Here is a 19090-nt window from a genome sequence, read left to right as displayed (position 1 = left end):
AACTGTACATAAGTTGTTGATAAACTTTATAGAAAAGGGGTAGTTAGGTTGAAGCAATTTAAATGGAGTCTGTTGTTAGTACTTTTGTTTGTTTTAATAGGTTTAGTAGCGTGTTCTAATAATGAAACCGATTCAATACCGGCAGATAATGATGATAACTCTGAAGGTGCCGAAGAGACAGATACAGAAGAAGCATCTGAAGACGTTGATTTACGAGTGGTTACGACAATGGCAGGTACGGATCCGGCCGGTGAAGTATTTCAGGAAGTATTAGACGAATTTGTAAGCGAACATCCACATGTAACCATTGAAAATGATTCACAATCAGCCGATGCAGGTACAATCCGAACGAAAGTAAATACGGATTTCTCTTCTGATAATGAGCCTGATATGATGTTCTATTTTAATACAGTTGATGCAGAAGGACTCATCGAAGAAGGTAAGGTTGTAAATTTAGAAGAAGCAGAAGGTATTGACTTATCTGGATTTAATTCGATGTTAGAACAACAAAGACATAGCGACGGTAACATTTATGCTGCACCACAATCTGGTTTTTATGAAGGGTTATTCGTAAATAAGAAGTTATTTGAAGAAAATGGAATTGAACTACCTACTACTTGGGAGCAATATGAAGCAGCAATTGAAGCATTTGCTGAAACAGATATTGTTCCAATCGCAGCATCTACAGAGGACTCATATTATGTAGTAGAGCATTATGCACTTGCTGCAGGCGGTATGGAAAATTATACAGCAGAATTAGCAGACCAAAACCCGTCTTGGGCGGAAGGTTTAGATAACATAAAAAAACATGCAGATATGGGAACGTTTACACCTGATGCAGCAACAATTGATTTAGCGATGGCACAAGAATTATTTAAACAAGAACAAGCAGCAATGATTTTCGAAGGCTCTTGGTTCTGGGGGCAATTGGAAGAAGCAGGTATGGGCGAAGATGTTACCGTTTTACCGATGCCAGTTTATGCTGATGGAGGTGAAACTGGGGAGATTGTCGGTGGAGCATCTCAAGGATGGTTTATCAGTACTAAATCCTATGAAGATGAAGCAAAGCGTGATGTTGTTGTAGATTTGTTTAACTATTTAACTTCCGAAGAAACGATTGTCCGGATTGCCGGAGCAACAGGGCAGCCACCGGCTAAAGGTGCATTGGAAGATTTACCAGCTTATTTGGAAGCAGGTCATCAATTAGTCAGTGATGCTCCAGCAGTAGCATTACCGATCAACGACCGTATTTATCCGGAAGGGTTCACACATATGCGGACAAGCGTCCCTGATATTGTAAGTGGTAACACAACTGGTGAACAAGTATTAGAGGAAGCAGCTGCAATGGAAGAGTAATAGATAACTAGATAGTAAGTAGGAGGTTGTCCCTGTATCAGGGTCAGCCTCATTACTCATCTGGAAGGGAGGACGTCATGAAAGGTGATAAGTTGTATATTTTTCTCTTTCTCACACCTGCTTTTGTGATAACAGGTATCTTTTTGTATTATCCGTTTGTAGAAAATATTCTGCAAAGCTTTTACAAAACGGACGGATTCTTTAATTCTACATTTATTGGGATAGATAACTATGTTCGGTTATGGAATGATGAGATTGCTAGAGAGGCATTATTCAATTCACTGGAGTTAATGTTGTATGTCACTATTTTTCAGGTAGGAATCGCACTTGTTCTAGCAATAATGGTCAACGCCATTACGAAAGGGGCAGGCTTTTACCGGACAACCTTTTTCTTTCCAATCGTTATTTCCGGTGCTGCGATCGGGTTATTATTTACGTTGATTTATAATTACAGAAACGGTTTGTTGAATGAGATTTTAGTTAATCTTGGTTTAGAAAGAGTGTTATGGCTGACCGAGCAATCCTCCTTATATATGGTAGCTATACCAACGGTTTGGAACTATATTGGCTTTTACTTTGTCATCTTATTAACGGCCATTCAAAAAATCCCAAATGACTTTTATGAAGCAGCTGAGTTAGAAGGGGTTACCGGCATTCAAAAAATGTTTAAACTGACGATCCCATTGATTGTCAGTGATTTGAAAACATGTATTGTTCTTGCCATTACCGGTACGTTAAAGATATTTGAACTTGTTTACATTATTACTAGAGGTGGACCGGGTAGTTCCTCTGAAGTATTAGGAACCTACATGTATCAGAAGGCATTTGAAGATACGGCAATGGGATATGGTGCTACCATCGCAGTGTTAATTGTTGTTTTAGGTTTAAGTTTAGCATTTATCACGAACAAATTATTACAGAAAGAAGAAGTTACGTACTAAATGGAAAAGAGGTGTTCACCTTTGCATACTCATACACAGGAACAGTTAACATTTTGGGAAAGGTTTCAGGAAAGGTATTTTTCCCAATCTAAAATCGGCAAAATCTTTATTTATGTTGTGCTTACATTATGGTCGATGACTACCATCTTTCCTTTAGCATGGGTATTTTTAAATTCATTTAAGGATTCTCGGGAGATTATCACGGACACGTTTTAAATTCCATCTGATCCAACTGTGCAAAATTATGTCAATGCGTTTGAAACTGTCAATATTGGTAAAAGCTACTTAAACAGTTTTATAATATCTGGTTCTGTTGTGTTGCTTGTGTTATTTATTGGTGGTCTAGCGGCTTTTGCGATGGCACGGATGCAATTTAAATTAAGAGGAGTATTACAAGCTCTCTTAATCGCAAGTTTACTAATCCCGGCATTTGCGACGATTGTTCCTGTTTATCGAATGATGATTCAAATGGACCTTGTTAATACATATCTGGCGCTGATTATTCCGCATACTGCTGGTAACCTGCCTTTTGCGATCCTGGTTATTAGTGGTTATATGGCGACCATCCCCAAGGAATTAGAAGAGGCATCTGTGATGGATGGTTGTGGCCGCTTTAGAATGTTTACAAAAGTATTCTTGCCGATATCATTACCATCCTTTGCAACAGTAGGTATTTTCGTATTTCTTTGGTCGTATAACGACTTATTCTCTTCATTAGTATTAGTTTCACACGAAAGAGTAGCACCAATCGTCGTGTTATTATCTAATGTAAGTTCACAGTATGGTACAGATTACGGTTTAATGACCGCAGCGATTGCGATGACTGTAATTCCTGTTCTTATTTTCTATCTATTAGCTCAGAAGACATTTGAAAAAGGAGCAACATCTGGAGCAGTCAAAGGCTAACGATTGAGAGACAATCAAAAAAGAAAGGGTGATCCATTTGTATATTTTATTACAAGGAGAATTTCACTCATTTTTACCTGGTATTGAAGAATTACAGAAGGAAATTAATTTTACCCTCCATGAAGACGGTATCCCATTAACAATAGAGAAGAGTGATAGTAAGGATACTGTTGTTGAGTTCAGAAATGGTGAAGGGTTTATTTCTTATGGTCAAACCTATCACGTCTATAGAGCAATTGGTTTATTTGTTCAACACAGTAAAGAACAAGCAACGTTTATGATGAAAGAAACACCACATTTTCAAACAATTGGCCCGATGTTTGACCTGTCTAGAAATGCCGTGATGCGAGTAGATCAATTCAAAGGTATGCTTCGAAAAATGGCATTAATGGGATTTAACGCAGCAATGCTTTACATGGAAGATACGTATGAAGTTAAAGATTTTCCTTACTTTGGATATATGCGGGGGCGCTATTCCCAACAGGAATTACAAGAGCTTGATGATTATGCGTTTCAATTTGGAATCGAGTTGGTTCCTTGTATCCAAACACTTGCACACTTAGAAGAGTTTTTGAAGTGGGATGCAGCAGCACACCTGAAGGATACAAGAGGTGTTTTATTAGTGGAACAGGAAGCAACATATGAATTTTTGCGAAAAATGATTACCGCTGTAGCTCAACCTTTCCGAACTAAACGTATTCATATTGGTATGGATGAAGCCGAAGAATTAGGGAGAGGGATCTATTTAAATAAATTTGGCTATAAAGATCGTATAGATTTGATGACAGATCATTTACGACAGGTAAAAGAAATAACAGATAAACTGGAACTTGATGTCATGATGTGGAGTGACATGTTTTTAAAGCTAGCATCTAATTCCGGGGATGATCAGTATGATATGTCAACGGAGATTTCAGAGGTTATGAAAAATAAAATACCTGACAATATCAAGCTAATGTATTGGGATTACTATCATACGGAACAAGAAGATTATCAGGCATTGATTGCTAAACATAAACAATTGGGACAAACACCTGCATTTGCTGGTGGCATTTGGGTTTGGAATACCTTCGCAACGAATTATGGACTGTCATTAAAAACAAGTGAAGCAGCTCTAACAGTATGTAAGCAAGAGGGTATAGAAGATGTTTTTGTTACTTTATGGGGTGATGATGGTTATGAAAATAACTACTATTCGGCGATGCTTGGTTTACAATTGTATGCAGAACATCAATTCCAAACTACTGTTGATAAGGAATATTGGTATGCCCGTACTAAATTTTGTACTGGTTTAGATGCGAAGTCCTTTTTACAATTAAATGATTTAGATGACATCCCTGGAGTGGGAAGCGGAAACTTGGATCAAACAAATCCATCGAAATTTTTGTTATGGCAAGACGTACTTCTCGGCTTATTTGATAAACATATAGAAGGGGTAGAACATGACGTTTCTCTTCATTATCAACAATTGGAGAATAGGATAAAACAGTCACGAGATCCACGTTTAGAGCTTGACTTTATTTTTGAAGTACCAGAGAAATTATCGGCAGTATTAGCACAAAAGGCTGCTATCGGTATCAAACTAAAAACAGCCTATGATAATCAACAAGTAGAAACCTTACGGCAAATAGCTGATGAAGACTTACCGGTAATTATAGATAAGGTAAAAGTTTTGCGAAATGCCCATAAAAAGCAATGGTTGACCATTAATAAGCCTTTTGGCTGGGAAGTGATCGATATTCGATACGGTGGACTTATTGCTCGTTTAGAAACTGCAATAGAGCGAATTATAGACTATTCGAATGGGGAGATTGAAAGAATTGAGGAGCTGGAACAAGAACGTCTACCGTTTAATGCTAATCTAGATAAAACAACCGGTTTAGGTTGGTCTAGTTATTATTATCGGATGGCATCTCCAAACGTGTTTTTTCACGTATTACCAATCTATTAATCAATATACGAAAGGACTGAGATCCATTCAATTGAGTAGCTATAAAATGTTTGCTGGAGGATATGGGCAAGAAGATGAGGAAGCGATACAATTGGTTACTTACAACTCAAAAACAAATTCATTTGAAAAACAGTCTACGATAAAGGGGATTACTTCCCCTTCTTTTTTAGCAATTCATCCTTATTTAGACATCTTGTATGCTGTCAGTGAGGTGGATAACGGAGAAGTAGCTGGGTTTCAGTTTGATTCGCAGTTCATGGAATTAAGTAGACAGTCTACAAGAGGATCAGGGCCTTGTTATGTTCATACCGATGAAAAAGGCGAATTTTTATTAATCGCAAATTATGGGGAAGGGAACATTTCGTTACACCCGTTAAAAGAAGATGGTTCAATAGAAACGTGTAGTGATGCAATTAAACTACCGATTGTTCTGCAAGGTAAGCATTCACATCCACATACTTGTTATCCGTTAGGTGATCAGGATACTTTTTTAGTCACGGATTTAGGTCAGGATACGTTGTCATTGTTTCAATTAATTCGCAATCAACACTGCTTACATCATATTCATTCATTTGAATTAGGACAAGGTAAGGGACCACGGCATCTAGTTGTTTCTCAGAATCGACAATTCATTTATATTGCAAATGAATTCAGTTCTACTGTTTCAGTATACTGCTTTAATGAAGACAAGTTAGAGATGGAGCTTATTCAGGAAATTGCTACTATTCCTCAAGACGAAGAGGTAGATAATTATTGTGCGGATATACACTTTTCTCCAGATGAACATTTCCTATATGTATCGAATAGGGGGAGAGATTCTATTACCGTTTTTCAGGTGTTTACCAATGGCGTGCTAACCTTTCATGATGAGGTATCAACACTAGGGCGCTGGCCACGAAATTTTGCTGTTACGCCTGATGGTGCGTTTATTTTGGTTGCTAATGAACATAGTGACTTGATCACGGTACTGAAAATTTGCTCAGATGGTACATTACAACTATTACCTGATAAATATGAAATGATGAAACCGACTTGTTTAAAATTTTTAAGGGGGCTGTGAGAATGGCAGATATGTTAGTCAATTTATATTCATTACCAGAAGCTTCACTTGATAAGACGCAAAGCTATCAAATCCGAACGGTTTTACCACCAGAAAAACATAAAGTGGTGGATTGGGTCCGTGAGCATTTTTCTGAAAACTGGGTAAGTGAATGTGAAGTGGCTTGCACAAAGGTACCTGCTAACTGCTTAATTGCAGTTCAAGATAATGAAATTTTAGGTTTTGCCTGTTATGATACAACATTTCCAAACTTTTTTGGGCCAACTGGAGTGAAAGAAGGTGCAAGAGGGCAAGGAATTGGTTATCAGTTGTTGTTGGCTAGCTTGTTTCAATTACGAGCTAAAGGTTATGCGTATGCAATCATTGGTGATGCTGGTCCCGTGGATTTTTATAAGAAAACGATTGGAGCGGTACCGATTGATGGTGTGCCTGTGTTGAAACAACTGAAGTCACTTTAAGTAGTTTAGTTCTGGAGTGCGGGCAACTTGTACTCCTTACTGAATTACTTTTTTATTTTTTGTTCAGAGCAAAAAATATAAAATCAGCCCGCAATGACCGTGTTAATCGAAGTAGTTATTTTGATATGTTTCAATTTTATGTGTATTTGCCAACGCTCAGACTAATTACTTCGCTTTCCGCGGCACGGCCTCAACTAACTTTGCAAAGTAGATTTTCGGCTCGCGCTATTCCCACAGGAGTTCCCTTTCCGTACTAAAATAATCGCAGATCCACTTAGCATGTATTTTGTTCAATCTTTCTTAAGCCTACAAATTGAGAGTAGTAAACATGAACGGTAGTAAAGGATAAAAAATAGGATTAATTTTCTAATATTCATTGACAAAGAAAACGCATTCATGTTAATTTCTTTATAAAGGTTAAACGTTTTATCAAAGTGGTGAAGAAAATGGCTAATTTAAAAGAAATCGCTCAGAAGGCAAATGTTTCAGTTGCTACCGTTTCAAATGTTCTCAATAATAGAGGGCGAGTAGGTGAGGAAACTAAAAAGAAAATTTTACGAATAGCTGAAGATTTTAATTATGCTCCTAATCGAATGGCAAAAAGCTTAAAAATGAATAAATCTCAAACGATTGGTGTTATTGTTGAGGACTTATCTGTTTTTAATGCACCAGAAATAATTGATGGAATAAATTCTTTTGCAGAAGATCATGGATATTCTATATTACTGATGAACTTACGTATGAAGAAAAAAACCGGTGTGCAATATCCCGACACCGAAGTATGTAAACAAGAGGCAGCACCAATGTTTAAAGTTTTATTAGCAAGTCAAGTTGAAGGGATTATCTATATTGGAATTCATTCACGTGATGTAAAAGGGATACTTCCTGATTCTTCTATACCTGTTGTATATACTTATTGTGATACATCTAATCCGAAAGATTTATCGGTTAATTATAATGACTTTAGCGCTGCTTTTTATGCAACGGACTATTTAATCGAGCAAGGTATTAAAGAGATAGGCCTAATTACAGGATTTAAAAATTCTGAATCAACTATGGAACGATTAAAAGGTTTTAAAAAAGCATTTAAAGAAAATGAAATAGAATGGAATCCAGATTGGATTACTAATGGAGATTGGGAATTCAATTCTGGTTATCATCAAGGCATTGTTTTATTACAGAAAAACAATAAACCAAGAGCTATATTAGCTATGAATGATTTAATGGCAGGTGGTGTATTAAAGGCGGCAAATGAATTAGGAATTGACGTTCCTGGCGACTTAGCAGTTATAGGTTTTGATAATCGAGAGATCAGCCAGTATTTAACACCCAAATTAACAACTATGAGTCTACCATTAAATGAGATGGGGCAGCAATCCATTAAATTATTAATAAAAAAAATAAGAGGAGAAAGAATTTTGTCTAATAAAATTAGATTAAATTGTAAATTAGTTAAACGTAAGAGCGTTTAATCTAATTGCATAAAGATTAAACGTTTAATCAAATGAAAGCGGTTTATTCGAGGAGGTGGTGTATAAAAATTAATGTGATGCTGTAGCTATTTCCTTTTGTTCAAAGGCATGTAGTACAAAATTAAAGGAGGAAAATTAACTATGAAAAATTATATTAAAAACCGTTTCTCACTTTTTGTTGTAGTAATTGTAATAGTATTTTTAGTCGCTTGTAGTAATGAAAATGCGGATGAGGAACAAAATGAAGCTGAAAACAATAATAATACGGATGTACAAACTATTCATATGGCAAAATTAGAATCTGATCCTAATGGAATGATGGAGGAAGCCCGTCAAAGATTTAATGAAGAACATGATGATATACAAGTAGAATTTGTGGAGATGTCAAATGATGCATCGCAAATGCATGACCAAACCGTAACACAACTGTCTGCAGGATCTGAAAAACTCGACATTGTTAATATGGATGTTGTATGGACTGCTGAATTTGCAGAAGCAGGATGGATAGAGCCATTAGATGACCTATTTACAGAAGAAATGCAATCAGAATTTATTGAAAGGCAAGTTGATGCCATGACGTATGAGGGACATGTATGGGCGGTTCCATGGTTTAATGACTTACATCCATTATGGTATCGCAAGGATTTGTTAGAAAAATATAATTTGGAAGTACCAGAAACGTATGAAGAGGCTGTAGAGGTTGCACAAACGATTCAAGAAGAGGAAGGTATTCAAGGATTCAGTATGCACTGGGGACGCGCTGAACAACTTATTGTCAGCTTTACTGAATTTTTACATGCTAATAATGGCGATTTTTTCGACGAAGATGGCAATGTCACGATTAATAGTCCAGAGGCAGTGGAAGCACTTCAGTTTATGGTCAATATGATAGAGGAATATGAAGTGGTATCCCCTTCAGCTATTGGTAATTCAACACCAGAGGATGCTAGAATTCCATTTACTCAAGGACAAGTATTATTCCATCCTAACTGGGGCTATGTGTATTCAGAAAATCAAGCTGATGATTCACCGGTAAAAGATCAAACGTGGGTAGCTAGTAATTTTGCATTTGAAGGTGGTCAAAAAGCCAATGCTGTTGGAGGTTGGAACTTCGCTATATCCAAAAATGCTAGTGATAAAGAAACAGCATGGGAAGTAATCAAATGGTTTACATCTTTTGATAATCAAAAAGAAATGTTGCTTGGTGGTGGTCAAGTGGGAACCAGAGTAAAGCTATATGAGGATCCAGAAGTATTAGAAGCAAATCCTCAGCTGGAAGAGTATTTAGATGTATTTGAACATGCTTCAGTAAGACCATCACATCCTCAGTATTCTAAATTATCTGATATTGCGCAATCCTATATTCATCAGGCGTTGTCAGGAGATATAACGCCGGAAGAAGCCTTGAATGAATTAGCAACGGAGTTAGAGGAGCTTGAATAAAAAGAATAACAGGTATCGAGGAATCCTCGGTACCTGTTATAAGGAGTGTAAATCATGAGATATAGATTTTTACCTTATATGTTGTTATTACCTGTATTTACCATGATTATTGTCATTGTGTTTATTCCTCTTATTACGACCATCATATACAGCTTTCAATCTTATAGGTTGACAGATCCAGATGCACAAGCGACTTTTGTTGGTTTAAGTAATTATATCGAAATTTTGCAGGATAGCCGTTTTATATCCTCTCTAATAACTAGTTTAATTTATATTATTGGTAGTGTTATAGGGATGTTAATACTAGGCTTAATTACCGCACAAATTGCAAATCAAGCATTTAAAGGTCGTTCATTATTCCGCGCTTCCATCTTATTACCATGGGCGGTTGCTCCAGTAGTTGCAGCACAGTCTTGGAAATTTATGTTTGAAACAGACTTTGGGATTATCAACTATGTTTTGGAAGGGATTGGGATCATCGAACGAAATATACCGTGGCTTGTTTCATCGGATCATGCCATGATCAGTGTAATCGTAACAAATGTTTGGAAGACAACCCCTCTGTTAACTTTAATTATTGTATCTGGTCTACAGACGATCTCAAAAGAATTATACGAGAGTGCAGATATAGACGGAGCAGGTGCTTGGAAAAAGTATTATCATATTACACTGCCATTGATAAGGCCGTTCATCGCTATGGGACTTATCTTTACAACACTACAGACGATCAATGTCATCGATATTATTTATGTGATGACTGGTGGAGGACCTGGTGAATCAACAGAAATCTTTACGCTTTACAATTACAAAGTATTTTTCCAATATCTAGACTTTGGTCTTGGTGGTGCTATGGCTGTTATCGGAGTAGTTATAGTCGGTATATTAATCTACTTCTATACAAGAAGTATGAATAAGCAGTATAACTAATAGGAGGTACTCCTGATGAAAAAAAAGGTAAAAGTTTGGTTTTGGATCGGATTAACGATAATTATATTAATCAATATAATTCCCTATCTATGGACGATCTTAACCTCTTTAAAACAACAAAATGAAATCTATAACATAAAGATTTTCCCTGAAAAACTTTTTTTGGAAAATTATGTGCAAGTACTATTTGAAAGTGGCTTTTTGAAGAATATATGGAATAGTATCGTGATTTCAAGCGTGACAGCGATAATGTGTATTGTAATTGGGGTACCCGCCGCCTATGCTTTTGCAAGGCTACAGTTCCGAATGAAAAATGGATTGTTTATGCTTGTGCTGTTTATGACCATTTTTCCGGGCATCTTTATTATCAGTCCGTTATTTAGCTTTTTGCGAAGCATAGGTGCGATAGATACGTACTTTGCCTTAATTTTACCTTACATTGCATATTTCACACCATTAGTTGTTTGGATTTTAACGGGATTTTTCAGAACAATACCGAGTGCTATCGAAGAGGTAGCAATCATGGATGGATGTAGTATTCCAAAATTAATCTGGAAAATTGTATTACCCTTATCGGTTCCTGGAATTATTACCGTTGGGATTATTGCCTTCACATTATCCTGGAATGAATTTTTATTTGCGTTAATCTTTACATCTTCAGATAGTGCTCGGACGGTACCTGTTGCGATTTCTCAGTTCCAAGGTGTGCATTCACTAAATTGGGGGCAAATGACAGCTGCAGCGATAGTTGCAACGATTCCAATTGTGTTAATATCCGTTTTCTTACAAAAGTATATTATAAGTGGACTAACGGCAGGGGCGATCAAAGAATAAAAACAACAATATATGTACGTTGGGGGATAATATATGTATAAGTTAACGAACCAAGTGTTCACAGTATTCGTAAACGACAAAGGATTGGTTGATTCTCTTTCTGTTAACCAAGACAAATCACATATGAATTGGGTTATCAATCAAAATTATTTAAAAGAGCATAATTACCCAGACTATCAGAAATTGCATGGGAATTTTTCGATTGAGATAAATAACCAAACTTTTGATAATCAGGGGGTCAAACCAAGAGTAGATGTGTCAAAGCAACAACTAAAGGTGAATTTTGACTTTTTAGAAGCTGGATTCACTATATCATATATCTATACAGCAGCTGATAATAGTTATTTTGATTGGCATATACAAGTTATCAACCATAATGAAAAGGAATTAGTGATTGATCATTTTAAAGTGTGGTGTTCTCTTTCTTATATTATGTTTCGAGATACAGATGTACATCGGAATATGCAGCAGTCTTGTGCGATATTCCCACATATTTCAAATGATTATACTAGATTGATTGCCAAAAAGAGAGATAACAAGGGACCCGATTTAGCTATTTTGAATTTAGAAGGCAAGACGATAAATATCGGAACATTCTGTCGATATACGAATAGATTTCGTGAACAAGTATCACCTTCATTAGATGGAACTATGTTTCACCAACTTATATTAGCAGAATCGAGTGAAACTAAAGCACAATGTGATTGGGTTTATGATAGTTTAGCTCAAAGTATTACAGTTCCAGCTGCTAATAAGCAGTCTTGGTTATATCGATTTGCGGCTGTCGATCATACTGAAGAATATCAGCAAGCCCTTATAGATTGCGATCAACCACTTATTCAATATCCACCGGTTGTATTGAAGGATAGACATTTTATTGGTGAAGTGGTGCTACCTAGCAATACTACAATTCACCAGCTTATATTAAAGCTTCATGATAAGACGATCGATATCACAAATTATTTAAAGAAATTATCGAAAAGTAAGTATCAAATAGAATATTTGATGCAAGATTTGGGCGAGCATAAATTAGAGGTAGTTTTGGATAATGAAAAAATAGATTTCGTTGTTTTTAATGTAATGGATCCAATACATCGTCTTATCGAAGCACGAGCAAATTATTTAGAGCGCAATGCTTTTATTGAAGAAGAGACTGATGAAAACACTTTTGGGTTTAAACCTATATCGAATCAAGGAGAATCACTTGGTAAGTTATGTTTTTTGTTACAAAAAAATCTGATAGCGGAAGTTAAACCGAATCAAATAGAAAAAGTAGAAAAAAGTGCAGTATTTTATATAAAAAATAAATGGTTTAAAAATGGGGACCTAAATAATCCGTTGAAAATACATGGTGACTTTTATCGTACATTAGATTTTGACTATATTGCACATGTTTTCTTTTTATTGTCAAAAGTCGATCCAACATTTTTGAAAATTCATCAACCTAATGTTTATTTGGAGTGGGCGGCCAAGGTAATGATACTTCGCTTTGATAAGAATTTACATCAAAGTGAACGAGAAAAAAATGAGACAGAAATGAATGGTGTTTTTAACCTATTTATAGAAGATTTATTAGCAGAACTTGCAAAACAAAAAAAGGTGAAATACTGGAATCGGCTACAAGAACTATGGCAAAGTTTCTGTTTGAAGTTGGTAAATAATGTGGATTCCTATCAATCAGCAATAACAGAGCATCACTTTGATAATGCCGGATTTGGTCCAACTAGTGAATCATTGGCAATATATGGGGAAGTAGAAGCTGCGGAGAAGTATGGTGAATTAATATTGGCGAATATTGGTATAAGTAACGATTTTCGAAATCAAAATCCAGATCGTTGGTGGGAAGCATTATCTTATATGATTCATTCATTATGGGGAGGTCTTGTATCCCATTCAGCCCTTGTCCTCTTTGAAAAAAGTAAAAAAACAGCTTATCTTCATGCAGCTTACCGTTCGATGATGGCTGTCCTCTATTGTTATGACTGGAATGCCAGTGCCACTTTAAACGTGCTAAAAGAGGGGGAAGCAGCTTCGACTTATAGTGTGGCTTATCCCAATATTAATAAGCCATACTTAACCCATAACCGTTTTGGACAATCAGTATTTTTTGAAGATGATCCGGAACTGTTTGCTGGAAATGCAACAGGTGATGATTGGGATATGGGAGAAGAATTAGTAGCGTATTTAAAAGGATTTGGTACAACAACATATGTCTATCAAGAAAATGGCAAGGTGCATTGTGTAAATGGAATTATTACTGAAAAGAACGGTCAATTGATTATTGAAAGTTATGCAGCGTATCCTAAAGAATATAAGTTTTACCAAATGGGAATAGCGGATGTATACAAACAAGATAATCAAGATTTTTCACAGATAATTATTGAAAGGGATCAAGATCAGTGTTGGAAAATTATTAATCTATAACATACATGAGGAGGAAAAAACGATGAGTAAGATGACACCAATTCAGCTTTCACAAGTGAAGATTAAGGATGCATTTTGGAGTCCATGGCAAAATCTTGTAAAAGATTCCATCATTCCATATCAGTGGGATGCTTTAAATGACCGGATACCTGGAGCTGAACCAAGCCGAACGGTCAAAAATTTTGAAATAGCAGCAGGTAGATCAAATGGTAAGCATTATGGCATGGTTTTTCAAGATAGTGATTTGTACAAATGGATGGAAACAGTAGCATACACCCTTCATATGCAGAAAAATGACAAATGGGAGGAGATCATGGATGAAGTTATCCAATTAATTGAAGAAGCACAAGAAGAAAATGGTTACCTCAACACCTATTTTAGTGTTAATCATCCAGATAAAAAATGGACGAATTTAAAAGATGATCATGAATTGTATTGTATTGGTCATTTAATTGAGGCAGCAGTAGCCTATTATGAAGCAACAGGGAAAGATCAAATTATTCAGATCGTCAATAAAGCTATCGAGCATATTACAGAGGTGATTGGAGAAGATCAAGGAAAGCTTGCTGGATATCCAGGGCATCCTGAAATTGAACTTGCTTTGATGAAATTATACAGGATAACTGGCAAAGAGGCGTATATCAGTTTGTGTAAATTTTTCATCGAGGAAAGAGGCAGAAGAACTCCACATCATTTCTTTGACGAAGAAACTAAAAAACGTGGCGAAAAGCCTGAAAATGATTATAGTTATTATCAAGCACATTTACCAATTAGAGAACAACGGACAGCTGAAGGACATTCGGTGCGTGCTACCTATTTATATAGTGGTATGGTTGATTTGGCAAGCGAGTTAGAAGACGAAGAACTGTTAGAGGTGTGTCGTGCCCTTTGGGAGAATACTGTTAATAAGAGAATGTACGTAACTGGCGGGATTGGATCATCCGCACACCAAGAAAGATTTACGGTTGATTATGATTTACCTAATGATAGAGCATATACAGAAACATGTGCCTCGGTGGCATTAATCATGTGGGCTCATCGTATGGTGCAGATAGAGGCCGACTCCAACTATACGGATGTGTTAGAACGAGCATTATATAATGGAGCGTTAAGTGGCATTGCATTAGATGGTAAAAGTTATTTCTATGTTAATCCATTAGAAGTTTGGCCGCATACAACAAACTGTAGACATGATATGAATTCAGTTAAAACAATAAGACAACCTTGGTTCGGTTGTGCTTGCTGTCCACCAAACATTGCTAGATTACTAGCTTCTCTTGGTCAATATATTTATTCTGTTAATCACAAAGAACTGTATGTCCATTTATATATTAGTGGTGAAACTGAATTTATGATGGATGGTGAGCTTATTAAGATAGCACAACAATCAAATTATCCTTGGGAAGGGAATATTAACTTTCGTATAGACTTAAAAAAGCCAACTCCATTTACATTGGCAATTAGAATTCCAGGTTGGTGTAAAGAATGCAAACTATTCATAAATGGCGAGGAATATCCAGTTGAGAAAGTGAAAGGATATGCAAAAGTTCACAAAGAATGGCATCCAGGGGATGAAGTAACATTATCTCTAGATATGCCAGTAGAAACCGTTAGATCACATCCTGCTGTACGTGAAAATGCTGGTAAAGTGGCACTTCAACGTGGGCCAATCGTATATTGTCTGGAAGAAATCGATAATGGAGCAAATTTACAAGATATCCAACTAGATTCGAAGCAGTCCTTCTCAGTAGACTTTGATGCTTCCCTCTTAAATGGGGTGATGGTTGTAAAAGGAACAGGCTTCAAAACAGATACTGAAAAGATTCAAGACCAACTTTATACAACAGCTCAATCAGCCTTTATAGAAAAGGAACTAACAGCAATCCCTTACTACGCATGGAGTAATAGAGGTGAGAATGAAATGTTAGTTTGGATAAGAGAAAAGTAATTTATTATCTTACCAGGCGATTTTTATGTGTAAAAGCCCCTGTATCAAATATTTTGAAACAGGGGTAGTGTTCTTTATTATAGATCTATTTTTTAATGTATTTTGAATCTCAGTTCACGACAACCCATACGCTACTTGTATCAGGTATTTCACCTTGTGTCCACCAGAGTGCTTCATATAAGACACCTTGGTACGTAACACGGTCTCCACCATTATATGCAGTGGTGCTGGACCATTCTGGAGCTTCAGGTTGTTCAGGTGAGTCCCCGTTTACCAATTCCCATACGTCTGATTCACCAGGAGTATCTCCTTGTGTCCACCACTTTGCTTGATAAACGTTTCCATTATAAGAAACTCGATCACCATTTAAATAAACAGCATTTGGATCCCACTCCGGTGTGTCGCCAGGTTCTTCCGGATCAGGTTCTCCTGGTTCCCCCGGATCTCCAGGCTCAAATTCCCCATCAAAGTTAGCATCAATTACTTGATAGAAACCATTTGCTGTATCCGCTACTTCCCAATACGCAAGAATAACATGATATCCTGACCTTTGAGGAATTTCACAATCGTGTGTTGTCGTGAAATCAGGACGTTGCCCATTATCATTATGCGTACAGAATAATTCAAAATCTGCTCGTTCTAACGGAGAATTAGGATCCCAGCCTTCTTTTGTAATATAGTAATCCCAATTGTAGGAAGCATGTGCAGCAGTTAATGTCCATTCAAAGGTAAAGGCGCCACTTGACATCGGAACTTTTGCCCAACGAGTTTCTGATTGTTCGTCTAATTTAGGAAAGACACCTCCAGCACTGGCAATCTGCCCATCTGGTACCCCTGCTTCAGGAAAGTTACCAGGTCCCTCAAGGCTTTGTGGTTCATAAACTACAGCCCCACAATCAACATTAACGCCATCTGCACATAACAGAGCTCTACTTTCGGGATTACTAACATATCCGTGTGCAGAAACAATTGTAGTAAAAGCTAACGACATAAAAAATAATCCAACAACCATCAATCCAACTTTTAAATAACTTAGATTATTCATTTTTACACTCATCTCTTCTCCTCCTTGATTATAATACTAGAAGTCTATACCTATTGAAGTAAAAGATAGTAGTAAGAGCCCCAATAATTTCGGAATCCACCTCCTTTTCTACTATGAAAAGAAAACCCTTACATTCTATATCATAGAGGATGCAAGTGTTTAATTCAATAGCAGTGAAGGAAATTAGTAAAAAAATCCTATAAAAGAAAAACTGAACAAAAATGCAAAAAAAGGATTGCATTACACTCTACGAATTGGTATAGTTATCTTAACCAATAAGAAAACTTATCAACGAGAACATAATCATCTTAGAAATGTCTAGGAGTTTATGTTCTCCTTTTTTTATGTGTAACAATTGCCATGACTTTGCCAGGAACGTGAAGTACAGTCGTTTTTGATTTCAAAATATGGGGGTAAGGAGACAAATGAATGTGAAATCCGAGGTTATCACAAAAAGTATAAAAACCAATAAGAAGAAAAGCTTTTTCAAAAGATACTTTGGCCAACTTGACCTACAAATGATGGTTATTCCTGGTCTGGTCTTTATTTTTATTTTTAACTATATACCGATGTATGGCGTGTTAATGGCTTTTCAGAATTATGACATATTTGAGGGAATGGTGGGGAGCACATGGGTTGGACTAGAGCATTTTAAAATGTTTTTTTCTGATCCAAGGTTTCTGGAAATCATGCGAAATACCTTTGTGATTAGTGGATTGAAGATTTTAATATGTTTCCCGGCACCAATCATGCTAGCTCTTATGTTAAATGAGGTAAAAAACATGGCCTTCAAAAGAACAGTACAAACCATCACTTATTTACCACACTTTTTGTCATGGGTGATCGTTGCTGGATTTGCGATGTCGATATTATCAACTGACAATGGCAGTTTAAATATTGCATTAGAAAAAATAGGGTTGATTGATGAACCGATTAGTTTTCTAGCAATCCCTGAATATTTCTGGACGATTATCGTTTCTACTAATCTATGGAAATCGATTGGTTTTGCTTCGATTGTTTATATTGCGGCAATTGCAGGAGTGGATCCGCAGCTTTATGAAGCAGCAGCATTAGATGGGGCAAGTCGATTTAAGCAAATCTTTTTAATAACGATTCCCTCGATTATGCCTATCATTGTTATCTTTTTTATTTTAGAAGTTGGAAATTTATTAAATGCTGGTTTCGAAGATTTATTAATTTTAGGAGATTCGGCAATATTACGGTCTGTTTCTGATGTCATTGATACCTATGTTTACCGGGTAGGGATTGGAAGCGGAAGGTATTCCTATGCAACAGCAATTGGATTATTTAAAGCGATTATAAGTGTTGGTTTGTTAACGTTGGCAAATTATATTGCTCGTAGGAATGGCAATAGTCTTTGGTAAAAGAGAGAGAAGAGGTGAAGAACTAATGATAAAACCGACATTTGGTGACCGAATCATGATAGTCAGCATATATATTTTTCTGATTTTATTAGGCTTTGTAACGTTCTATCCATTTTGGAATTCGTTAGTGATTTCCTTTAATAGTGGGCAGGACACTATGCTAGGCGGTGTAACTTTTTGGCCAAGAGATTTCACATTGGAAAATTATCAAATCGTTTTCCAGGATAAAAGATTATTGAATGCCTTTTTGATCTCTGTGTTAAGGACGGTAATTGGTACTTTTTTATCTGTTCTAGTTACTGCATTACTGGCGTATGGCTTGTCCAAAAAAGAATTGATTGGTAGAAAATTTTTTATGATTTTCTGTTTGTTAACCATGTTCTTTAGTGGCGGATTAATCCCTACATTTCTACTAGTTAGAGGAATAGGGCTAATGGACTCCTTTTGGGCGATGATTATCCCAACACTTGTATTAGTGTGGAATATGATTATTTTCCGTACCTTCTTTCAACAATTGCCTAAAGGGCTGGAGGAATCAGCTAAGATAGATGGATGTGGAAACTGGCAAATTTTCTTCCGGATTGTGCTACCTTTGTCAGGACCTGTTATCGCAACGTTATCCCTGTTTACAGCAGTGTTCCATTGGAATGATTGGTTTTTCCCTAGTATTTATATCTCTTCAGAGAACTTGATACCAATTCAGACTTTACTTCGACAAGTATTGAATTCCAATACTGTAACATCACAAATGAGTCAGCTTGATGCGGGAGCTTTAGCGCACATGTCCAATGTAGCGAAAGTTACTGGAAAATCTTTATCAATGGCTACCATGATGGTAGCGACGATTCCAATTATACTAGTTTATCCATTTGTCCAAAAACACTTTGTAAAAGGGGTACTAATCGGATCATTGAAAGAGTAGTGCAATGACATTGGTTTA

Annotated in this window: 15 protein-coding genes; 14 read left to right on the top strand and 1 reads right to left on the bottom strand. The window is 36.4% G+C overall.

What is annotated here, in order from left to right:
• The first annotated feature begins 48 nt into the window (after positions 1-48).
• The 12 genes from GHT08_RS06610 (at position 49) to GHT08_RS06555 (ending at position 15720) form a co-directional block, all read left to right on the top strand.
• Positions 49-1356, top strand: coding sequence for an ABC transporter substrate-binding protein (locus GHT08_RS06610; RefSeq protein WP_163580651.1), 1308 nt, complete (start codon positions 49-51; stop codon positions 1354-1356).
• 77 nt (positions 1357-1433) lie between these two features.
• Complete coding sequence (locus tag GHT08_RS06605; RefSeq protein WP_163580650.1) at positions 1434-2297, top strand: carbohydrate ABC transporter permease; 864 nt, start codon at positions 1434-1436, stop codon at positions 2295-2297.
• 234 nt (positions 2298-2531) lie between these two features.
• Complete coding sequence (locus tag GHT08_RS06600; protein WP_238343514.1) at positions 2532-3203, top strand: carbohydrate ABC transporter permease; 672 nt, start codon at positions 2532-2534, stop codon at positions 3201-3203.
• Positions 3204-3240: 37 nt separating this feature from the next.
• Positions 3241-5154 carry a beta-N-acetylhexosaminidase gene (locus GHT08_RS06595; RefSeq protein WP_163580649.1) on the top strand — a complete coding sequence of 638 codons (1914 nt, stop codon included), beginning with the start codon at positions 3241-3243 and terminating at the stop codon, positions 5152-5154.
• A 31-nt stretch (positions 5155-5185) separates the two neighbouring features.
• Positions 5186-6214 carry a lactonase family protein gene (locus tag GHT08_RS06590; RefSeq protein WP_163580648.1) on the top strand — a complete coding sequence of 343 codons (1029 nt, stop codon included), beginning with the start codon at positions 5186-5188 and terminating at the stop codon, positions 6212-6214.
• Between the two features lie 2 nt (positions 6215-6216).
• Positions 6217-6672 (top strand): GNAT family N-acetyltransferase, encoded by a 456-nt coding sequence (locus tag GHT08_RS06585; protein WP_163580647.1) that lies wholly within the window; start codon positions 6217-6219, stop codon positions 6670-6672.
• 446 nt (positions 6673-7118) lie between these two features.
• Positions 7119-8144 carry a LacI family DNA-binding transcriptional regulator gene (locus GHT08_RS06580; RefSeq protein WP_163580646.1) on the top strand — a complete coding sequence of 342 codons (1026 nt, stop codon included), beginning with the start codon at positions 7119-7121 and terminating at the stop codon, positions 8142-8144.
• Between the two features lie 141 nt (positions 8145-8285).
• Positions 8286-9587, top strand: coding sequence for an ABC transporter substrate-binding protein (locus GHT08_RS06575; protein WP_163580645.1), 1302 nt, complete (start codon positions 8286-8288; stop codon positions 9585-9587).
• Positions 9588-9641: 54 nt separating this feature from the next.
• Positions 9642-10514: a carbohydrate ABC transporter permease gene (locus GHT08_RS06570; RefSeq protein ID WP_163580644.1), complete on the top strand. Its 873-nt coding sequence runs from the start codon at positions 9642-9644 to the stop codon at positions 10512-10514.
• 15 nt (positions 10515-10529) lie between these two features.
• On the top strand, positions 10530-11348 hold the full coding sequence (locus tag GHT08_RS06565) for a carbohydrate ABC transporter permease (RefSeq protein ID WP_163580643.1): 819 nt from the start codon (positions 10530-10532) through the stop codon (positions 11346-11348).
• A gap of 33 nt (positions 11349-11381) precedes the next feature.
• A complete protein-coding gene (locus GHT08_RS06560) occupies positions 11382-13772 on the top strand; it encodes a hypothetical protein (protein WP_163580642.1) in 2391 nt (796 codons plus the stop codon).
• Positions 13773-13794: 22 nt separating this feature from the next.
• Positions 13795-15720: a glycoside hydrolase family 127 protein gene (locus tag GHT08_RS06555; RefSeq protein WP_163580641.1), complete on the top strand. Its 1926-nt coding sequence runs from the start codon at positions 13795-13797 to the stop codon at positions 15718-15720.
• 109 nt (positions 15721-15829) lie between these two features.
• On the opposite strand, the gene GHT08_RS22375 is transcribed toward GHT08_RS06555, so the two are convergent.
• Positions 15830-16777: a lytic polysaccharide monooxygenase gene (locus GHT08_RS22375; protein WP_163580640.1), complete on the bottom strand. Its 948-nt coding sequence runs from the start codon at positions 16775-16777 to the stop codon at positions 15830-15832.
• A gap of 413 nt (positions 16778-17190) precedes the next feature.
• Here GHT08_RS22375 and GHT08_RS06545 point away from each other — a divergent pair, with 413 nt between their 5' ends.
• The gene (locus GHT08_RS06545) at positions 17191-18150 is read left to right on the top strand and encodes an ABC transporter permease (protein WP_163580639.1); all 960 of its coding nucleotides are present in this window, start codon (positions 17191-17193) and stop codon (positions 18148-18150) included.
• Positions 18151-18175: 25 nt separating this feature from the next.
• Complete coding sequence (locus tag GHT08_RS06540) at positions 18176-19072, top strand: carbohydrate ABC transporter permease (protein ID WP_018933928.1); 897 nt, start codon at positions 18176-18178, stop codon at positions 19070-19072.
• Positions 19073-19090 lie beyond the last annotated feature (18 nt).

The organism is Gracilibacillus saliphilus (assembly GCF_010994085.1).
In the GTDB taxonomy this organism is placed as follows: Bacteria; Bacillota; Bacilli; order Bacillales; family Amphibacillaceae; genus Gracilibacillus; species Gracilibacillus lacisalsi.
Note: the sequence above shows the minus strand (reverse complement) of the source record. Positions and strands in the feature narration are given on the sequence as shown.

What these genes read in the sequence shown, in the direction of transcription:
- GHT08_RS06570 (WP_163580644.1), top strand. Translation starts at nt 9,642, where the DNA reads ATGAGATATAGATTTTTACCTTATATGTTGTTATTACCTGTATTTACC.
- GHT08_RS22375 (WP_163580640.1), bottom strand. Translation starts at nt 16,777, where the DNA reads ATGAGTGTAAAAATGAATAATCTAAGTTATTTAAAAGTTGGATTGATG.
- GHT08_RS06540 (WP_018933928.1), top strand. Translation starts at nt 18,176, where the DNA reads ATGATAAAACCGACATTTGGTGACCGAATCATGATAGTCAGCATATAT.
- GHT08_RS06555 (WP_163580641.1), top strand. Translation starts at nt 13,795, where the DNA reads ATGAGTAAGATGACACCAATTCAGCTTTCACAAGTGAAGATTAAGGAT.
- GHT08_RS06605 (WP_163580650.1), top strand. Translation starts at nt 1,434, where the DNA reads ATGAAAGGTGATAAGTTGTATATTTTTCTCTTTCTCACACCTGCTTTT.
- GHT08_RS06580 (WP_163580646.1), top strand. Translation starts at nt 7,119, where the DNA reads ATGGCTAATTTAAAAGAAATCGCTCAGAAGGCAAATGTTTCAGTTGCT.
- GHT08_RS06575 (WP_163580645.1), top strand. Translation starts at nt 8,286, where the DNA reads ATGAAAAATTATATTAAAAACCGTTTCTCACTTTTTGTTGTAGTAATT.
- GHT08_RS06565 (WP_163580643.1), top strand. Translation starts at nt 10,530, where the DNA reads ATGAAAAAAAAGGTAAAAGTTTGGTTTTGGATCGGATTAACGATAATT.
- GHT08_RS06560 (WP_163580642.1), top strand. Translation starts at nt 11,382, where the DNA reads ATGTATAAGTTAACGAACCAAGTGTTCACAGTATTCGTAAACGACAAA.
- GHT08_RS06585 (WP_163580647.1), top strand. Translation starts at nt 6,217, where the DNA reads ATGGCAGATATGTTAGTCAATTTATATTCATTACCAGAAGCTTCACTT.
- GHT08_RS06545 (WP_163580639.1), top strand. Translation starts at nt 17,191, where the DNA reads ATGAATGTGAAATCCGAGGTTATCACAAAAAGTATAAAAACCAATAAG.